The organism is Paenibacillus sabuli (assembly GCF_014705605.1).
GTDB classification, from domain to species: domain Bacteria; phylum Bacillota; class Bacilli; order Paenibacillales; family Paenibacillaceae; genus Paenibacillus_D; species Paenibacillus_D sabuli.
On the sequence record NZ_JACXIZ010000014.1, the window covers coordinates 171,534 to 189,740 of the forward strand.

20 protein-coding genes are annotated in these 18,207 nt (G+C 58.1%); all 20 read right to left on the reverse strand.

Going from position 1 to position 18,207, the window contains the following annotated elements; translation table 11 throughout:
• Window positions 1-22: 22 nt before the first annotated feature.
• Window positions 23-823: a phosphatidate cytidylyltransferase gene (locus IDH44_RS08620; RefSeq protein ID WP_190916662.1), complete on the reverse strand. Its 801-nt coding sequence runs from the start codon at window positions 821-823 to the stop codon at window positions 23-25.
• Between the two features lie 23 nt (window positions 824-846).
• Window positions 847-1,611 (reverse strand): isoprenyl transferase, encoded by a 765-nt coding sequence (locus tag IDH44_RS08625; RefSeq protein WP_190916664.1) that lies wholly within the window; start codon window positions 1,609-1,611, stop codon window positions 847-849.
• A 120-nt stretch (window positions 1,612-1,731) separates the two neighbouring features.
• A complete protein-coding gene (gene frr, locus IDH44_RS08630) occupies window positions 1,732-2,286 on the reverse strand; it encodes a ribosome recycling factor (protein WP_190916666.1) in 555 nt (184 codons plus the stop codon).
• Window positions 2,286-3,014, reverse strand: coding sequence for a UMP kinase (gene pyrH, locus IDH44_RS08635; protein ID WP_190916668.1), 729 nt, complete (start codon window positions 3,012-3,014; stop codon window positions 2,286-2,288). Before pyrH ends, frr begins: the two co-directional genes overlap by 1 nt.
• 127 nt (window positions 3,015-3,141) lie before the next feature.
• On the reverse strand, window positions 3,142-3,792 hold the full coding sequence (gene tsf / locus IDH44_RS08640; RefSeq protein WP_190916670.1) for a translation elongation factor Ts: 651 nt from the start codon (window positions 3,790-3,792) through the stop codon (window positions 3,142-3,144).
• A gap of 167 nt (window positions 3,793-3,959) precedes the next feature.
• A complete protein-coding gene (gene rpsB / locus IDH44_RS08645; RefSeq protein ID WP_190916672.1) occupies window positions 3,960-4,658 on the reverse strand; it encodes a 30S ribosomal protein S2 in 699 nt (232 codons plus the stop codon).
• A 193-nt stretch (window positions 4,659-4,851) separates the two neighbouring features.
• Window positions 4,852-5,370, reverse strand: coding sequence for an MltG/YceG/YrrL family protein (locus IDH44_RS08650; protein ID WP_190916674.1), 519 nt, complete (start codon window positions 5,368-5,370; stop codon window positions 4,852-4,854).
• Window positions 5,363-5,971, reverse strand: a complete 609-nt coding sequence (locus IDH44_RS08655; RefSeq protein WP_190916676.1) for a hypothetical protein — start codon at window positions 5,969-5,971, stop codon at window positions 5,363-5,365. The genes IDH44_RS08650 and IDH44_RS08655 overlap by 8 nt, the downstream gene beginning before the upstream one ends.
• A 37-nt stretch (window positions 5,972-6,008) precedes the next feature.
• Window positions 6,009-6,329 (reverse strand): hypothetical protein, encoded by a 321-nt coding sequence (locus IDH44_RS08660; protein WP_190916678.1) that lies wholly within the window; start codon window positions 6,327-6,329, stop codon window positions 6,009-6,011.
• Window positions 6,330-6,376: 47 nt separating this feature from the next.
• Window positions 6,377-7,777: a DUF342 domain-containing protein gene (locus IDH44_RS08665; RefSeq protein WP_190916680.1), complete on the reverse strand. Its 1,401-nt coding sequence runs from the start codon at window positions 7,775-7,777 to the stop codon at window positions 6,377-6,379.
• A 17-nt stretch (window positions 7,778-7,794) separates the two neighbouring features.
• Window positions 7,795-8,580, reverse strand: coding sequence for a FliA/WhiG family RNA polymerase sigma factor (locus IDH44_RS08670; protein WP_190916682.1), 786 nt, complete (start codon window positions 8,578-8,580; stop codon window positions 7,795-7,797).
• Window positions 8,581-8,714: 134 nt separating this feature from the next.
• Complete coding sequence (locus IDH44_RS08675) at window positions 8,715-9,176, reverse strand: hypothetical protein (protein ID WP_190916684.1); 462 nt, start codon at window positions 9,174-9,176, stop codon at window positions 8,715-8,717.
• A gap of 3 nt (window positions 9,177-9,179) precedes the next feature.
• A complete protein-coding gene (locus IDH44_RS08680) occupies window positions 9,180-9,674 on the reverse strand; it encodes a chemotaxis protein CheD (protein ID WP_190916686.1) in 495 nt (164 codons plus the stop codon).
• Window positions 9,671-10,288, reverse strand: a complete 618-nt coding sequence (locus IDH44_RS08685) for a chemotaxis protein CheC (RefSeq protein WP_190916688.1) — start codon at window positions 10,286-10,288, stop codon at window positions 9,671-9,673. The genes IDH44_RS08680 and IDH44_RS08685 overlap by 4 nt, the downstream gene beginning before the upstream one ends.
• Before the next feature lie 6 nt (window positions 10,289-10,294).
• Window positions 10,295-10,756: a chemotaxis protein CheW gene (locus IDH44_RS08690; protein ID WP_190916690.1), complete on the reverse strand. Its 462-nt coding sequence runs from the start codon at window positions 10,754-10,756 to the stop codon at window positions 10,295-10,297.
• A gap of 12 nt (window positions 10,757-10,768) precedes the next feature.
• Complete coding sequence (locus IDH44_RS08695) at window positions 10,769-12,814, reverse strand: chemotaxis protein CheA (RefSeq protein ID WP_190916692.1); 2,046 nt, start codon at window positions 12,812-12,814, stop codon at window positions 10,769-10,771.
• Window positions 12,815-12,847: 33 nt separating this feature from the next.
• On the reverse strand, window positions 12,848-14,053 hold the full coding sequence (locus IDH44_RS08700; protein ID WP_190916695.1) for a protein-glutamate methylesterase/protein-glutamine glutaminase: 1,206 nt from the start codon (window positions 14,051-14,053) through the stop codon (window positions 12,848-12,850).
• A gap of 27 nt (window positions 14,054-14,080) precedes the next feature.
• Window positions 14,081-14,947 carry a MinD/ParA family protein gene (locus tag IDH44_RS08705; protein WP_190916697.1) on the reverse strand — a complete coding sequence of 289 codons (867 nt, stop codon included), beginning with the start codon at window positions 14,945-14,947 and terminating at the stop codon, window positions 14,081-14,083.
• Window positions 14,940-16,172 carry a flagellar biosynthesis protein FlhF gene (flhF, locus tag IDH44_RS08710; protein ID WP_190916699.1) on the reverse strand — a complete coding sequence of 411 codons (1,233 nt, stop codon included), beginning with the start codon at window positions 16,170-16,172 and terminating at the stop codon, window positions 14,940-14,942. Before flhF ends, IDH44_RS08705 begins: the two co-directional genes overlap by 8 nt.
• Window positions 16,169-18,202: a flagellar biosynthesis protein FlhA gene (gene flhA, locus IDH44_RS08715; protein ID WP_190916701.1), complete on the reverse strand. Its 2,034-nt coding sequence runs from the start codon at window positions 18,200-18,202 to the stop codon at window positions 16,169-16,171. Before flhA ends, flhF begins: the two co-directional genes overlap by 4 nt.
• Window positions 18,203-18,207 lie beyond the last annotated feature (5 nt).

The window sequence follows — 18,207 nt, forward strand, 5'->3', positions numbered from 1 at the left end:
CGGCATTATGTATGGAACCGCATTATGTAAAATGTTGCAGCAATCCGGTGAGCTGAAGCAGCGGAAACACAATCAGCCAACTGTCGCAGCGGTCCAGTACGCCGCCGTGTCCCGGCAAGAGCCGACCCGTATCCTTAACCCCGCGCACACGCTTGTAGGCGGATTGAATCAAGTCGCCGAACTGCCCGGCCACCGCGCATACGAAACCGATCAGCAGCAGCTGCCAGAAGGGCAGCGGCAGCGGCAGCGCGGTCCCCAACAGCACGCTCACCACCAGAGCTAGCGCCACTCCGCCCAAGGCTCCTTCGACCGTCTTGTTGGGGCTGATCGCAGGCCATAGCGGACGCTTGCCGACGCGCTTGCCGACGAAATAAGCGCCGATATCGGACGCCCAGATGCAGCCAAACGCCAAACAGGCGGCATATAACCCAAAGTCCTGCTCCAGGCGGACCTCGAGCATGGCCGAAAAACCAAAGCCGAGATAGACCGCTCCAAGCAGCAGCACAGCCGCTTCGTTAATCGTCGTGCGATTGCTCGTTATGACCGTTACGCCGAGCAGCAGGAACATTGTGAGCCACATCACCAACTCCGTCGACGGAGCGGAGAGCCCGATCGCTGTCCACGGCAGTACGAGCACCAGCATCCCCGCAGCGCCCGCCATCGCTGCCGGTTGCCGCCAGGACAGCTGATGCATGCGAATATATTCGCCGTATCCGATTATCGCCAGCAAGACAAGCATGGCGGTATAAGCTGCGCCTCCCGCGAACACGAGAGCGGCGAACACCGCCCCGGCCACTACCCCCGTAGCTATTCGTTGTCTCACCTTGTTCGTTCACTCCCATCTCCCTAGAGCCCGCCATAGCGCCGGGCACGGCGCTGATATTCACGAATCGCCTCGCAAAAATGCTCATCCTGAAATTCGGGCCAGTATACGTCGGTGAACCACAGCTCGCTGTACGCCAGCTGCCAGAGCATAAAATTGCTGATGCGCAGCTCCCCGCTCGTCCGAATCAGCAGATCGGGATCCGGCATGCCTCCGGTGAGCAGATACCGCTCCAAATGCCGCTCCTCGATGCCGTCCGCATCGATTCGTCCCGCTTGTATATCCGTACCCAGCTTGCGGACCGCGTCCATTAGCTCCTTGCGGCCCCCGTAATTCAAGGCAAAATTAAGAACAAGTCCAGTATTGCTCGACGTGCGTACAATTGCCTCTTCCACCGCGTCCAGTGTAAAATCGGGAAGCTCTTCCCGGTCCCCCATCATGCGAACCTGAACATTGTTGCGAATCAAATCTTCAAGCTCGATCGCCAAAAACTCCTGCGGCAGCCGCATGAGAAAGTCAACTTCCTCTTTCGGCCGTTTCCAATTTTCCGTAGAGAACGCATAGAGCGTTAAATACTTAATGCCCAGTCGATCCGCCGCCATCGTAATGCGTTTTACGGCTTTCATTCCGGAGTGGTGCCCGGCGATGCGAGGGAGGCCGCGGCTTTTGGCCCAACGGCCGTTGCCGTCCATAATGATCGCCACATGCCGTGGCATGGCGTCCGGCTGCAGCGACAGATTTCCCCTCTGCGGCTTAGCGAGAACCCACTTCTTCAACCGTTCGATCATTCGCTTTCCTCCCACTCGGGACCTTCTCCACGCTTGAAGGCTGCATAACGTGAAGCAGCCAGCCCCGAGCCTTCTCCAGGATACAATAAACCCCACCGCTTTGGAGGGGTTGGCAATCCGTTATACGTCCATGATCTCTTTTTCTTTATTGGCCAGCACCTTATCCACTTCTGCGATAAAGCGATCCGTCGTCTTTTGAATATCGTCCTGATGCCTGCGCGACTCATCCTCGGACAGCTCGGTTTTTTCAAGTTTTTTGATTTCGTCGTTGGCATCGCGCCGGATGTTACGAATCGCAACCTTGGCTTCCTCGCCGAATTTTTTGGTCGTTTTGACCAGCTCCGTACGCCGTTCTTCGGTGAGCGCCGGGATGGAGAGCCGAATAATGCTTCCGTCATTGGAAGGCGTCAGCCCAAGATCCGATTTTTGAATGGCTTTTTCGATTGCGCCAAGCGAGGTTTTGTCCCATGGCTGAATGATCAGCGTGCGGGTATCCGGGGTCGTAATATTCGCAAGCTGGTTGACCGGCGTCATCGCCCCGTAGTATTCGACCTGCACGCGATCGAGCAGAGCCGGCGCAGCGCGCCCGGCGCGCAAGGTGAGCAGATCGCGCTGCAAGGAGGCAACGGCTTTTTCCATGCGTTCCTGCGTATTTTTTTTGATCGACTGAGGCATTAGCTGACACTCCCTTTTACGATAGTTCCGATTTTTTCTCCGAGTACGACGCGCTTGATGTTCCCGCTCTCGGTAATCGAAAAGACGACAAGCGGAATATTGTTGTCCATACAAAGCGAAGACGCCGTGGAATCCATCACGCCCAGATTCCGGTTTAACACGTCCAAGTACGTAAGCTGCTCGAACTTCTCCGCACTCGCGTCCTTGAAGGGGTCGGCCGAATAGACGCCGTCTACTTTGTTTTTGGCCATCAGGATGACCTCCGCTTCGATCTCCGCAGCGCGCAGCGCAGCTGTCGTGTCGGTGGAGAAAAACGGATTGCCGGTCCCCGACGCAAAAATGACGACTCGTCCTTTTTCCAAGTGCCGGATAGCCCGGCGCCGAATGTAAGGCTCCGCAATCTGCTGCATCGCGATTGAGGTCTGGACCCGCGTCGGCACGTCGATCTGCTCCAGCGCATCCTGCAGGGCGAGCGAATTCATGACGGTAGCCAGCATCCCCATATAATCGGCGGTAGCCCGGTCAATGCCCTTCGCTGTGCCGGCGATGCCGCGCCAGATGTTGCCGCCGCCTACGACGATAGCGACCTCAACATTCAATTCGATGACTTCCTTGACCTGCTCGGCAATCGATGAAATCATCTCTGCGTCGATGCCGTATCCGTTCGAGCCGGACAGCGACTCGCCGCTTACCTTTAATACGATGCGTTTGTAAACCGGTTGCTCCAATGTCGGTACCCTCCATCTTGCCCCATAGCGAGGTTAATCGTTGCCGGATGGTGCGACCGGCTTCTTTGTATACAACGATGGCGGGGCGAAAACCGCCGCCCCGCCATCGCCTACCAAACACATCTTTTTATTTTTGCACTTGGGACATGACTTCTTCGACGAAGTTGTCCTGCTTTTTCTCCAAGCCTTCGCCAAGCTCGTAACGAACGAAACGGCGAATCGTGATGTTTTCGCCGATTTTGCTGATTTTTTCATTCAGCAGCGCCGCCACAGTCTTGTCCGGATCTTTAATGAAGCTTTGCTCCATCAAGCAATGCTCTTCATAATATTTGCTGATGCGCCCGTCGACCATTTTGTCGACGATATGCGCCGGCTTGCCTTCGTTGAGCGCTTGTGCCTTCAAAATTTCGCGTTCCTTCTCCAACTCGTCGGCCGGCACTTCCTCGCGGCGTACAAACTTCGGATTGGCTGCGGCGATTTGCATCGCAATGTCTTTCGTGAATTCGCGGAATTGGTCGGTTTTGCCGACAAAATCCGTTTCGCAGTTGATTTCGACAAGCACGCCGATTCGACCGCCGGCATGAATGTAGGACTCGACAACGCCTTCCGTCGCGGCGCGGCCGGCTTTGCTTGCTGCAGCCGACAGTCCTTTTTCACGCAAATATTCAATCGCTTTTTGAATATCGCCGTCGGACTGCTCCAATGCTTTTTTGCAATCGAGCATGCCGGCTCCCGTTTTTTCGCGCAATTCTTTTACGGCACTTGCTGATACTGCCATATTCATACCCCTCCAAAATGCAGTGTTTTTATGTAGAGCGACGCAGTCTCTCGACCGGCCGTCCTTGGATTCGGTTGTTCGGGCTGACGCAACACGCAGCCAAAGGTTTTAAAAAAAGGGCGGTGAGAGGTTAACAACCTTCCGACCACCCTTATCGCTGCCGTTGATTAAGCCGTCGTTTGCTCGCCTTGATTCGCTTCCACGATGGCATCCGCCATCTTGGAGGTCAGCAGCTTCACTGCGCGAATCGCATCGTCGTTGCCCGGAATGACGTAATCGATTTCGTCCGGGTCGCAGTTCGTATCGACAATGCCGACAATCGGAATGCCCAGCTTGCGCGCTTCGGCGACCGCGATCCGTTCTTTGCGCGGGTCGATGATGAACAGCGCGCTCGGCAGACGGCGCATGCCTTTGATGCCGCCAAGGAATTTCTCGAGCCGATCCTTTTCCTTGCGCAGGATGATAACTTCCTTCTTCGGCAATACCTCGAAGGTGCCGTCCTCTTCCCATTTCTCAAGCTGTCTCAAGCGGTCGATCCGTTTTTGGATCGTTTGGAAGTTGGTCAGCGTACCGCCCAGCCAGCGCTGATTGATGTAGAAATTGCCGCAGCGCTCGGCCTCTTCGCGCACCGAGTCCTGGGCTTGCTTTTTCGTGCCGACGAAGAGAATCGATCCGCCTTCTTCGGCGAGCGAACGCACAAAATTGTACGCTTCTTCTACTTTCTTGACCGTTTTTTGCAGGTCGATGATGTAAATGCCGTTCCGTTCGGTGAAGATATAACGATCCATTTTCGGATTCCAGCGACGCGTCTGATGACCAAAATGCACACCGGCTTCCAGCAGTTGCTTCATGGAAATTACCGCCATACCCACAACACCTCCTAAATTGGTTTTGGATGTTCCTCCGCCGCTCGCGCTTTTCGTCAAGACTTGCGGCCGGGCCGAAGCACCCTTGACGAAATTGAGGGACGTGTGTTTTTAACACCGTCAATTACTATACCATAACCGCTACACCTGCGCAAGCGCGGCAATCCCTGTTTGCCAGGCCGTATCGGCACCGTTATTCAACCGGAAAAGAAAGCACGGGATCGCTCGTGATCGTCTGTTCGATATCCGCCGCATCCGGACGCCCTTCAAAATAAAACTTGCCGCTGCGAATCTGGTTGCTGCGCGCCTTCATGGCCGAGACGAAGCTATAGCGATCCTCGATCAGCCCGTAATCCTCCAGCATGACCGCAACCTCCTCCAGCGTCATGCCGCTGCGAATCGTTACGATCCGGACCAAGGGCGGCGTCTCGTCGTGCGGATCGGTATCGGCAGCCGCCCCGCCGGCTGCTTGATCACGCCCCGCAGCCGGGTCGACACCCGAGTCGGAACTCAGTTCGGCTCGAAGACGCGCCTCCTCGCGCTCAAGGATCTGATCAAGCTCTTCCTGGGAATAACGCCGCTCTTCTGAAAGCTCGTCCAGCCTGCTCATCTGTGCCTGCTGCGCCTGACCGGCCCACATCAGCTGCAGCAGCAGCGCCCCGACGATCAAGCCTGCGCCCAGGCCCGCCAAAAATAGCCGCCGCTTAGGCACGATGCCGCTCCTCCTGCTTCGACAGCTGGAGGATCAACATGACCTCGCCCTTGTGCATGCCGCTTTTTTTGGCGATGTATTCGATCGATTTGCCCTCGGCATGCCAGCTCAGTAGTTCACTGTAGCGCGCTGATATGGACGAATCGCCGGCCTCTGCGCTCACGGCTTCGGATCCGGACGGTACGCCGGCTCCCGAATTATGCTCTTCTTCACTCCGGCTGCCTGCCCGCGCGCCTGACGCTTCCGCCGTCGAAAGACCGCCGGAGCCGCGCGCCCGGTCGGAGGCGGCCCGGCTGCGCTCGGCCAGCTGCTCCTGCAGCCGAGCTACGCCCTCTTCCAAGGCGTCGCAGCGCGCGGAGAGCCGCTCGACCTGACGCTCCTTCGCCTCCAGATCGTCCCGCCATTTTTGCTGGGCGTGCGTTACGTTGTCGACCAGCTTGCGATTATCCGATTCCATCGTCTCCATGAAATGCTCCAGCGCCATTTCCATCTCGCTCAGACCGGCGCTCGCTGCCTCGGCCGGCTTGCGACGCGGCAGCAGCAGCGCGCATACGATGGCGAATGCGCCCAGCAGCACGATGTATATCCAAGGTTCGTCCATCCTATCCATCACCTGCAATTTTCAAAAGGTTGTCGCGCTATAGCGAGATGTCGATATGCCTGCCCTTGAACGGATGCTCGCTGGGCGTCTTTTGCTCTTCGGTTTCCTGCACCCGCGGCGAGCTTCGGCGATGCTGGTCCCCGCTCTGCTTCCCGCCGGACTCCTCGTCCTGTACATGCAAGTCCGAAACTTCCCCGACATTGACGCTTCTTTGCCGTTCCAGCTCCGCCTTTTTCGCCGTTTCCTGGTTCAATTGCGCCTGATCGGCAACCGGCTTTTGCATCATTTGGTTTTGCAGGGCAGCCGAATCCGGAGCGCGCGGCACCGACATTTGAAGATCGATTGAACGAAATGTCATCCCCTTCTCACCTCACTGGCCAGCCGAGTCGATGCTTGACGCCTTTTTTAGTAAGAGCTCATGACGATATCGCCGTCGGCATAGCTGAATTTGACGCGTTTCAGGCCTTCTTTGACAAATCGGGTATAGCGTCCAATGACAAGCTTGGTGCCGCCATAAATCGTATTCATTGCCTCGATTGACGCTCTGCTCGTCTCCTCCAACGTCCGCTCGATCTCCAGCACGCGCTCCTTCAACTCTCCTTGTTCCTCGGTCGCTTGACGCTTGGTAGCGGTCAGCTTAATGCGCATGGCCAGCTTTTCCGGCGTCAATTGCCCGGTCGAAGCGAGCTGGTTCAGCATCGACAGAGCTTTGTCAGTCTTATCGAGATTGTCGCCCAACTGCCTGAGCTCCTGCCGCAACCGCGTCAACTCGGTGCGCAACTCGGGCTTGACGCCGACCTCGATGGTCGTCGCCGTCGACATGGAGTTGCCGATTGTGCGCGCCACGACCTTTTCGCCCGCCTGAGTTAACCCGCCGACCAGCAAGCCTTTGGCGCCGGAGCAGAGCACGCTCCCGCCCGCTCTGACATTCGAATGCATAATGCTCTGCGATACGATGACATCCTCACCGGCCAGCACGTTGCCTTCCTGAATGAAGGAGCTTTTTACATTTTTCCCCGCCTGAATTTGCCCTTTGCCGCCGGCCAGGATGCCGCCTGTAATTTCGATCGAGCCGTCGGTAAGCAGTTCCGCGCCTTCGACGCCCCCGATGATGCGAATATCGCCGACCGCCTTCACCCGGAAGCCATTGAGCACATTGCCGCGAATGACCACATTGCCGACAAAATCGATATTACCGATGTGATAATCAACGTCGCCGTTCACCTCGTAGACGGGGAACACGTTGATTTTATCGCGGTTCGTCATCGACACCATGCCGTCAATTGCGGCGTACAACGTGTTTTGATCCGGACCTACGACGACATTTTTCCCGAGCTTGAAGCGCGCCTCTTTGCCGTCGTTGCCGGGCAGCACCTCGCCGGTAACGGCTTTGCCGGGACGACCGGCGGAGGCCGGCAATTTCTCGGCAATGAGCTGGCCCCGCCGTACGTTTCGCAGCTTGACCACTTCTTTATAATCGACCTTGCCGTCCTCCAGCTTTGCTGGCCGCAAATGCTGCTCGTCCATATCGTACAGACACCGGATCGAGCCGTCGGCGCCATGCAGGCACTGATCCCCGGTGGCGACGATATGCGATTTGCGCGATTGCGCCGCTGGATCGCGCGCAATGCAATCCAGCACTTCCCCGTCCAGCCCGTATACCACGCCTTGGTTTTTCAGCCATCCTTCCAGGTCCGCTCGCGTGAAGACGATCGAATCGTCGAATTGCTGAAAATACAACGTCGCAGACAGCTTGTCCTGAGACAGCTCAAGCGCGAGCACCTCGCTTAATGTCAGCACCGTCATGCTCCCCCCCCCTTATACTACTGTTGCATCAGCTGACTGCGCTCATGCTCCAGTACGCCCCGCAGCCGCAAGATGGCCTTGGAATGGAGCTGCGATATGCGTGACGGCGACAGGGACATGACCTCCGCGATCTCGCTTAGGGACAACTCCTCGTAGTAGAACAACGAGACGACGATGCGCTCCTTTTCCGTCAGCCGTTCGATTCCCTTTACCAAAGATTCCTTAATATAGAACTCTTGTACCTTATGATCCGGGTTTTTGGCTCTTTCGTCAATAAGCAATGCCTTGCGGGTTTCCGACTCTTCCTCACGGATCGGATCTTCCAAGGAACATACGGTCGTCACTGCAATATCCTGCAGCATTTGACGAAATTCAGTCTCGCTAACCTCCAGATATGCGCTCATCTCCGCATCGCTTACATTGCGCAGGTACTGCTGCTCTAATACCTGATACGCCTCCTCGATCCGTTTCGCCTTTTCCCGGACCGAGCGCGGCACCCAGTCGCCTTGACGCAAGCCGTCGATCATCGCGCCGCGGATTCGCCAGGAGGCATAGGTTTCGAACTGCAAGCCCCGGCGGTAGTCGAATTTATCAATCGCGTCGATGAGACCCATCACGCCGTTGCTCGCAAGATCGTCCCGCGATACATTGCGAGGCAGTCCGATTGCCATCCGATTCGTGACATAATCGACGAGCGGCAGATATTCCGAAATCAATTGTTTTTTGGCATCCCTGTCCCCGTCGGACTTCCATTTTTCCCACAGCTCCAAATGAGATAAACGCGGTGTTTTCGGTTCAATCATCTCGTCTCACCCTCCTGGACTTTCGAATCGAAGCACGTCCCTGTCAGCGGCTCGCGCAGGGCGCAAGCATTAGCTTCTCTCCAACGCAATTTCGGCTACTCTGGCACTTTTTCACCACGCTTAGGCACTCGCCGCTACTTTCTATCGTTTTGCGCAGCCAGATGCCGCAGCGCTTCCGCCAGCTCCTCCGGCGATTTGTCCTGCGTGGAGACCAGCTTCGGCGGGGACAGCTTGCGGAAATCCTCGGTTTGGGCTGCTGGCCGCTGCGCTTCCCCCTTTTGGGGCTCCTGTGCGAGCGCGATCAGATCTTGCTCGTCATCCGGCGTCACGTGGTCGAAATGATGGCCCTTGCCGTCTTCCTCATCCTCCTCGCCAGACGGCGCTTGCGGCTCATGTTCCACAGCTGGCGCCGAGCGCGGGCCGACGAGCATATACAACGCGACCCGCAGCGCAAAAGCGAGGATAAAAAAGGCGGCAAAGCCGTAGCCGCTGCGCAGCAGCGCCAGCGACCAGCCGTTGGAATCGATCGAAGACAGCAGAATCAGGACGAAGCCAGCCAAGCCAAGCAGCAGGTTCCAACGGATTGAACCGACCATGTGTTACAACTCCTTTATGCCGAACTGCACACTTCGAATCAGCAGCTTGCCTGTGCCGCTGTCCAATTCGATCGTGCGGCCGTGACTGCCGCCGGTATCCTCGCCGGCGATCGCAATAGTGTGAAGCTGCAAAATCCGCTTGCAGGATTCTACGTTACGCGGTCCGATGCGCATCGCGTCAGACTGGCTGGAGAAGGCAAACATCTGAGCGCCTCCGGCCAGCTTGGCCTCAAGCCGAAACTTGGTCGCTCCCGCAGCCACCAGCCTGTGAATCAGCTCCGGCACCGCCGTGTCGGCGTATTTGGCAATATTAAAGTTCGCATCTCTGGCAATTGAAGAGTCGGGCAGCATCACATGCGCCATTCCCGCCAGCTTCGTCTTGCGGTCGTACAAGGTTACGCCGACGCACGAGCCGAGTCCGGTTGTTTTTAATAGCGCGCCGCCTTCCGCCACGTTCAGATCCGCCATTGCGACCTTGGTCACCGTCTGCCCCGTCATTCGAACGGCACTCCCAACGCGCGAAACAGCGGCTCAAGCGATTCCGGGTCCGGAATGAAGAAAAAGTGACCGCACATGGATTCGCCATTCTCCTGGAAGGTCGTCTCAATCAGCAGCGCGTCGTCGCCCATCTGCCCGAACTGCAGCAAGCCGCTCGTCAGCACGGCGCCGGCCATGTCGATCGTCATCGAAGGAACCGTCGGCATCATCGACAGCTTGGTAAAGTCGGCCAGCGAGCTCAGATACGAGCCCGCCAAAATGTTGCCGATCTCACTTAGCGCGGAACTCTCCAGCTCCGAAAAAAATCCGATTTGCACGACACGAATGCCAAGCAAGTGATGCAGCAGCTTGTTGGCCGAATCGGTGTCGATAATGATGAATAAATTGCCCGGCACATCGCCCTCTACCCGCAAAAACACAGCCACGACGACCTGCTCCGACCCGCCTACGCGATCGGCGATATCGTCGAAGCCGACCAGGCTCGCTTGCGGCACCGGCATGTCCACCGGCTTGTCAATCAGCTTGGCAAGCGCGGTCGCCGCATTCCCCGCGCCGATATTGCCGACTTCCTTGAGGACATCCATCTTGAATGCGGCTGATCGCTTGAACAGCATCTTCCGTCAGGCCTCGAGCTGCTCGAGCTGGATGATTTCATCCTTGTTCAGCACCTCGGCCAGGTTCAGCATAATGAGCAGCCGGTTATTGCCAAGCTTGGCCACGCCGCGCAGGTACTTGGCCTTGATGCCGCCGACCACTTCAGGCGGGGCGTCAATCGAATCGGTGTCGATGTCGATGACATCGTTGGCCGCGTCGACGATGAAGCCGACCTCCAGCTCGTTGACGGCGACGATGATGATCCGCGAATTTTCCGTCGTCTCGGTGGACTCCAAATTAAAACGGCCGCGCAAATCGAGCACCGGCACGACCACGCCCCGCAGGTTGACGACGCCTTTGATAAAAGAAGGCGTTTTGGGGACCCGCGTAATCGGCATCATGCGCTCGATCGTCTGGACCTTGTCGACTTCAATGCCGTATTCCTCATCGGCTAACCCAAAAACGATGACCTTTAATTCTTCTCCCACGTTGAACCCTCCTTATTTGATCAGTGCGTTCGGATCGATAATCAGTGCTACTTGGCCGTCTCCCAGTATCGTGGCGCCGGAAATGGCCGGAGTGCCGCTCAGATAATCACCCAGCGGCTTCAGGACGATCTCGCTCTGCCCGATAAACTCGTCCACCATGATCGCCGCCCATTTGTCGCCTTTGCGAATGACGACAATTTCGGTCTCATCTTCCTTCTCCTCGTCAAAATCCGGGGATTCGAGAATCCGGCTGAGCGACAAGATCGGAATAATGGCGTTGCGGAATTCAATCATGCGATTGCCGTGAATATGCCTGACCTGCTCGCGCTTGACGATCGCCGTCTCCACGATGGAGGTCAACGGAATGGCATACTTCTCCGAACCGAGCTTGATCAGCATGGCCCAAATGATGGAAAGTGTGAGCGGCAGCTGAATTGAAAATTTGGTGCCGCGCCCAAGCTCGGAGGTAACGCTGACATGACCGCCCAGCGACATGATCTTGGAACGGACGACGTCCAGACCGACGCCGCGCCCGGAAATGTCCGAAATCTTGTCCGCAGTGCTGAAACCCGGCTCGAAGAGCAGCATATAGACTTCTTCGTCGCTCAGCGTTTGCGCCTTGCTTTGCTCGACGACGCCGTTGCGGATGGCGATGCCCAGCACCTTGTCGCGATCGATGCCGCGCCCGTCGTCCTCGATCTCGATGAACACGTGATTGCCGCTGTGGAAGGCTTGCAAACGCACCGTTCCGGTTTCCGGCTTGCCGGCCTCCGCCCTGCCCTCCAGCGATTCGATGCCGTGGTCGACCGAGTTGCGCAGCAGGTGCACGAGCGGATCGCCGATCTCATCGATGACGGTGCGGTCCAGCTCGGTGTCGGCTCCGCTGATGATCAAATCGATTTTTTTATTGAGCGATTTGGCAACGTCGCGAACCATTCTCGGGAAGCGATTGAATACCGATTCCACCGGCACCATGCGCAGCTTGAGCACGATGCTTTGCAGGTCCGCGCTGACTCTGGCCATATGCTCGACCGTCTCGGTGAGATCGTTGCGCTTGATCTCGCTGGCGAGCTGCTCGAGCCGCACGCGGTCGATCAGCATCTCGCTGAACAGATTCATCAGCATGTCGAGCCGTTCGATATCGACCCGGATCGTCCGCGTCACATTGCCAGCGGCGCCTCCTGCTGTGACCGGCGCGCTCGGACGCTCGGGCGCCTCCACGGCGGCGGCTTGCTGCGCTTGCGCCGCTTTCGGCTCTGAGGCCGCCTCGACGGTAGTGGGACGCGACAGCATGGCCAGCGATTCTTCGTCCAGCAGCGTGACCTGCGCGCCCTCGATTTCCGACACCTCTTCGATATGGGTTTTGAGCGTCTCGGCCTCGAGCTGCGAGATATAGAACACCGTGAATTTCTGGTCGAATTCCGCCTGCTCGAGATCTTGAACGGATGGGTCCGACTTGACCACCTCGCCGTTTCGCTCCAATATATCGAAAACCATATAGGCACGGGCGGCCTTCAGTACGCAGTCCTCGCGCAAGGTGACCTGAATATGAAAAACATGATGACCGCTGCTGATCGATTGCTTGAGTACCGAGGTCTGGAATTCGTCGAGCTTGAGGCCGGCTTCGCCTTCTGCTTGCTGTTGCGAAGCCCCCGCGGCGGGGGCCTCCGTTATGTATTCGCCGGCTACGATCGACTTCAGAGCGGCCACGATCGCGGACACGTCCGCTTGTCCGCTGCCGCCTGCCGTCACGTCCTGCACCATCGTCTCGAGCGCATCGAGTCCCTTGAACAGGGTGTCGAAGATGAAGCTGTCCATTGCAAGCTTGCCGTTGCGGACCAGATCGAGCACATTCTCCATTTCGTGCGTGAGCGAAGCCAGATCCTCGAAGCCCATGGACGCGGACATTCCCTTCAGCGTATGGGCCGAACGGAAGATGACCTGTACGATATCCAGATCACTCGGACTGCCCTCCAGCTTCAGCAGGTTTTCGTTGAGGGCTTGCAGATGGTCGTTGGATTCGTCAATAAACATTGACAAATACGCGTTCATATCCATGCTCGTACACCTCCTATGTCAAATAGACGCCTGTCAACCTTCTCTTCCGGTCTGGACCGCACGCACCAGATATGCGGCGATTTCATGCACTGGCAGCACCGTGGTCGCGCCGCCGCGTTCGACGGCCGCGCGCGGCATGCCGTAGACGACGCAGCTCTGTTCGGCTTCGGCGATCGCCGTTGCGATCCCGCGCCTGGTGAGCGCGTGCAGCCCGGCCGAGCCGTCGCTTCCCATCCCGGTCATGACGACCGCATGCTGCCGGAGCCTCGTATGCGGGAGCAGTGATTCGAAGAGCACATCCACCGATGGCCGGTGGCCCCCGCGCGGAGCATCCTCCGTCAGACGAATCGCAAAGCCCTTGCTCTCCTGCGCGAGTGCCATATGGTAGCCGCCCGGCGCGATGTATACCGTGCCGGCCAAGACCGGCTCACCCTGCGAGGCTTCCACCACACGCAGCTTGCTGAAGCTGTCCAGGCGCTGCGCAAGCGAGCGCGTGAATTTCGGGGGCATGTGCTGAACGACCAGCACCGGTGCGGGAAAATGCGCCGGCAGCGAGGCGATAAGCTGATGCAGGGCCCGCGGACCTCCGGTGGACGTGCCCACCGCTACGATATCCTCGAATATGCCGGACAGGCCCGCCTCCGCTGCTGCCGTATGCGCCTTCTCCTTGCGCGGCGGCACTGCGCCCGCCTGGGGCTTCGCAGGCTGCCGCTCTTTTTTTACTGGCAGCGGTGCAGGCGGTTTCTGCGCTTCCTTTGGCGGCGGCAGCGGCTTGCGCTCGGGCAGCGGCAGCGGCCTCCGGTAGATGGTAGGGTCCACCATACGCCAAGCTTGATGGCGATGACTGGTCTGGACCGCGATCAGCAGCTTTTCGTGCAGCAGCCGGCCGAGCTTTTCGACATGCGTTGCGCTGGTCGGCTTGCGAATAAAATCAAATGCGCCAAGCTGAAGCGCTTTGATGGTCTCCTTCGTGCCGTCTTCACTGATTCCCGCCAGCATGATGACCGGTGTCGGTTTCACGCGCATGATGCGCTTCAGCGCCTCCAGGCCGTTGAGCTCGGGCATTTCCAGATCCATCGTGATAACATCCGGCCGCCATTTGAGCAGCGCCTCTATGGCCTCCGCTCCGGTGGAGGCAGTTGCGACGACGCTGAACTTCGGGCTGCGAACGATCAGATCCGTAATAATTTTCCGCATAAAGGCGGAATCGTCCACCACGAGGACGCGATAAGGTGCCACGATATATTCCTCCTCTACTGCCTCGTGCTAGCCTCGCCGCTTGAGCATCCGCTGGATGAACCCTCGAATACCGCCGGTGTTCGGTGCGTTTGCTGTACCGTTGTTCAAAAAACCTCGCGCGATCTCCGCCACGGCCTTTGAAGCGCCGCTTGCCGGGAAGGCAATGGAAAAGGGCGATTGCTTCTTAACCGCCCGCATTACATTGGCATCGTCGGGGATCGTGCCGAGCAGCGGAATATCCAGTTCCAGGAATTGTCTGGCCACCAAGGAAATGCGGTCCGCAGTCTGTCTGCCCTCGCGCTCGTCCGTGGTGCGGTTGACGACCAGCTTGAAGGCAGCGTCTTGCTGCATCGAGCCAACCATTTTAATCAGAGCATAAGCATCGGTAATGGAGGTCGGCTCAGGCGTCGTGACGACAATCGTCTCCTGGGCCGCCGCAATGAAGCTGACAGTTTCTCGCGACAGTCCGGCCCCCGTATCGAACAGGATGATATCGTAGTGCCCCTGCAGCTTGACGATCTGGGCTTCGAAATAGTCAAGCTCCGTCTGGGGCAGATCGAGCAGATCGCGAAAACCCGAGCCGCCTGCAATAAAGTGAACATCCTCCGGGCCCTCCGAAATGATTTCCCAGACCGTTTTTTCGCGCTTCAGTAAATGATAGACGCTGTAGGCCGCCGAGCGTCCCATCAGCACATCAATGTTGGCCATGCCGATATCCGCATCGAAGATGAGCGTCTTCAGGCCGTTGCGGCGCAGGGCAAGCGCGAAGTTCAAGGTGAAATTCGATTTCCCGACCCCGCCCTTTCCGCTCGTCACCGTGACGATTCGCGTCTGTCGCGTGTCGTCGTGCTCTTGTTCCACCAGCTTGCGCAGCGTCTGCGCTTGATCAAGCATCGCTCGGATCTCCCAGCAGCGTCTTCAGGTAGCGCTCGAGATCAAACGCCTCGATGTCGTCCGGCACATTTTGCCCAAAGCCGATGTACGCCGTCTGATACGGATGACGCAGCATAATATTGGCGATCGCACCGACCGCATCGGTCTCGTCGCGCTTGGTAAAGATGACCTTGCCGACGCCGTACTTGGCAAAGTGATCCGCAACGACCGACATGTCCCGCGTTCTTCCGGTCAGGCTGAGCACCAGAAACGTTTCGCTGTCGTCGTTCGCTTGCAGCAGGGCGTTCACCTCGGAAACGTAAAGCTCGTTGCGGAAATTGCGGCCGGCCGTATCCATAAATATCATCTCGCACGATTCAAGCTGCTTGAACGCTCGGGACAGCTCGGCCGGCGAGAAGACCACCTCCAGCGGGACGTCCAGGATCGTCGCATACGTGCGCAACTGATCGACTGCAGCAATGCGATACGTGTCGGAGGTGATGAATCCGACGTTACGACGGTGCTTCAGCTTCTGCTCTGCGGCCAGCTTGGCCACGGTTGTCGTCTTGCCGACGCCGGTCGGGCCGACGAAATATACGACCCGAGCCGACGGCGCGCTAGGCTCACCGCATAATGGCGCCAACCACCCCCTCAAGTGATTCGCTGCGAGCGCCCATAGCTCGGCCGCATTACCGCCAGCAGCGTAGCGTTCGTCTTGCGTCACGGCCTCCAGCAGCTTGACGATCCACTCCTCTTCGAGCTCCTGAGCCGCCAGACGCTCGCGCAGCAGCAGCGCCGCGCCGTCGTATTCTTCGCTGTGGAAGCGCGAGAGCTTTTCGACCATTTGTTTCATTTGGCGTATTTCATCCATGAGCTGCTTTTGCTGACCTGCGCCGGAATCCGGCGCAGTGGGATGAGTTCCCGCTGCAGGCTGCGCCTTGGCTGCGGCAACCGGAGGCAGCGCCTGCCCGGTCTCGGCATCGGCCTGCAGGGCGAGAAGCAGCTCCTGTGCCGCTGGCTTAGCCGCCTCTCGGCCCACGCTCAGCGTCTGCGGCCTCGGCTTGACCGGCCTCTCCTCTTCCTCCGAAGCGGCCAGCACCTCCATCCTGCGCTTGCGGAACATGCCGAGGAAGCCGCCGACTCTGATCTCCTTTGTAGTCAGAATGACCGCATTTTTACCCAGCTCATTGCGAATGAGCGGGAGCGCATCCGGGACTGCCTGGACAACATAACGCTTGACCTTCATAGATTCACCACTCCTACGCTCTGCACTTCCACGCTAGGCTCCAGCTCGCTGTACGAGAGTACCGGGATATCCTGCATCGTGCGTTCGACCAGTTGGCGCAAGTACATGCGGATCGTCGGCGATGCCAGCACGATTGGCTGTTGGCCGGATTGCACCTGCCGCGTAATTTGCTCGGTCAGCTTCTGATAGATCTGCTGCGTCGCAACCGGGTCGAGCGCCAGGTAGCTGCCCTGATCGGACTGCTGGACCGCGTCGGCAATTTTTTTCTCGATGGAAGGCCCCACCGTGATGACCCGCAGCGGCTCGCTCCCCCCGGAGAACTGATGCGTAATTTGACGGGACAAGCCTTGTCGCACATATTCGGTCAAGATGTCCGGGTCCTTGGTATAAGGCCCTTGATCCGCCATGGTTTCGAATATTGTCACCATATCGCGGATGGAGATTTTCTCCTTCAGCAGCTTGACAAGCACCTTTTGCACGTCGCCGATGCTGAGCACAGACGGGATCAGTTCGTCCACGAGCGCCGGGTAGCTTTCCTTGAGATTGTCCACGAGCGCCTTCGTTTCCTGGCGGCCGAGCAGCTCGTGGGCATGCTTTTTGACGACCTCGGTCAGATGCGTCGCGACGACCGAAGGCGGATCGACCACCGTATAGCCGGACAGCTCGGCCTTCTCCTTCATCGACTCGTCGATCCAGAGCGCGGGCAAGCCGAAGGCCGGCTCCTGCGTCTCGATGCCGACGATCGAATCGTCCTCGAAGCCCGGGCTCATCGCCAGGTAATGATTGAGCAGCAGATCGCCGCTGGCGACAGTGTTGCCCTTGATTTTGATGACGTACTCGTTGGGCTTGAGCTGGATGTTGTCGCGAATCCGGATGACCGGCACGACGAGTCCGAGCTCTAGCGCGCATTGTCTGCGGATCATGATGACCCGATCCAGCAAATCCCCCCCCTGCTGCGTATCTGCGAGCGGGATCAGCCCGTAGCCGAATTCGAATTCGATCGGATCGACCTGCAGCAGGCTGATCACGCTCTCCGGGCTGCGTACCTCCTCGATCTGCTGCTCCTCCTCGAGCAGCTCTTCCTGCTGCATGAGCCGTGCCTGCGTCCCAGACAGCCGCCATCCGGCGAAAGCCAGAATGGCCGCAATCGGCAACGTCGCCATCGGGCCGATCGGCGTGAAAAGCCCGAGCATGGCCACCGTACCGGCCACGATATACAACAGCTTCGGGTAGCGCAGCACCTGTCCGCTCAGATCATGCGCGAGGTTGCCCTCGGAGGCGGCGCGGGTTACGATCAGTCCGGCTGCCGTGGAGATCAGCAACGCCGGAATCTGGCTCACGAGGCCATCGCCGATCGTCAGGATCGAATACGTGCCTAGCGCATCGCTGAACGGCATCCCATGCACGGCCATCCCGACGATGAAGCCGCCGATCAAGTTGATGAACAAGATGATGATCGAAGCGATTGCGTCGCCTTTGACGAACTTGCTGGCGCCGTCCATCGCGCCGTAAAAATCGGCCTCGCGTTCGATCGTCTGCCGCCGCTCCCGGGCCTGCTGCTCATTGATCAGTCCGGCGTTGAGATCGGCGTCGATGCTCATCTGCTTGCCCGGCATCGCATCGAGTGTAAAGCGCGCCGCTACTTCGGCGACCCGCTCGGAGCCCTTCGTGATGACGATGAACTGCACCACAACGAGGATCAAAAATACGATAAAGCCGATTGCGATCTCCCCGCCGGCTACAAATTGTCCGAAGGTCTCGATGACCCGCCCTGCCCTGGCCTCGGACAGAATATTGCGCGTCGAGGAGACGTTAAGCGCCAATCGGAAGAGCGTCGTAATGAGCAGCACGGCGGGAAAGATCGAGAAGTCGAGCGCATTTTGCGTGTTCATCCCAATCAGCAAAATCATGACGGCCGCGGATATGTTGATGATCAACAGCACGTCGAGCAGCGGAATCGGCACCGGAATGACCATCATGAGCACGATGCCGATAATTCCGATCAATATCGCCAAATCCTTGATTTTCATGCGCT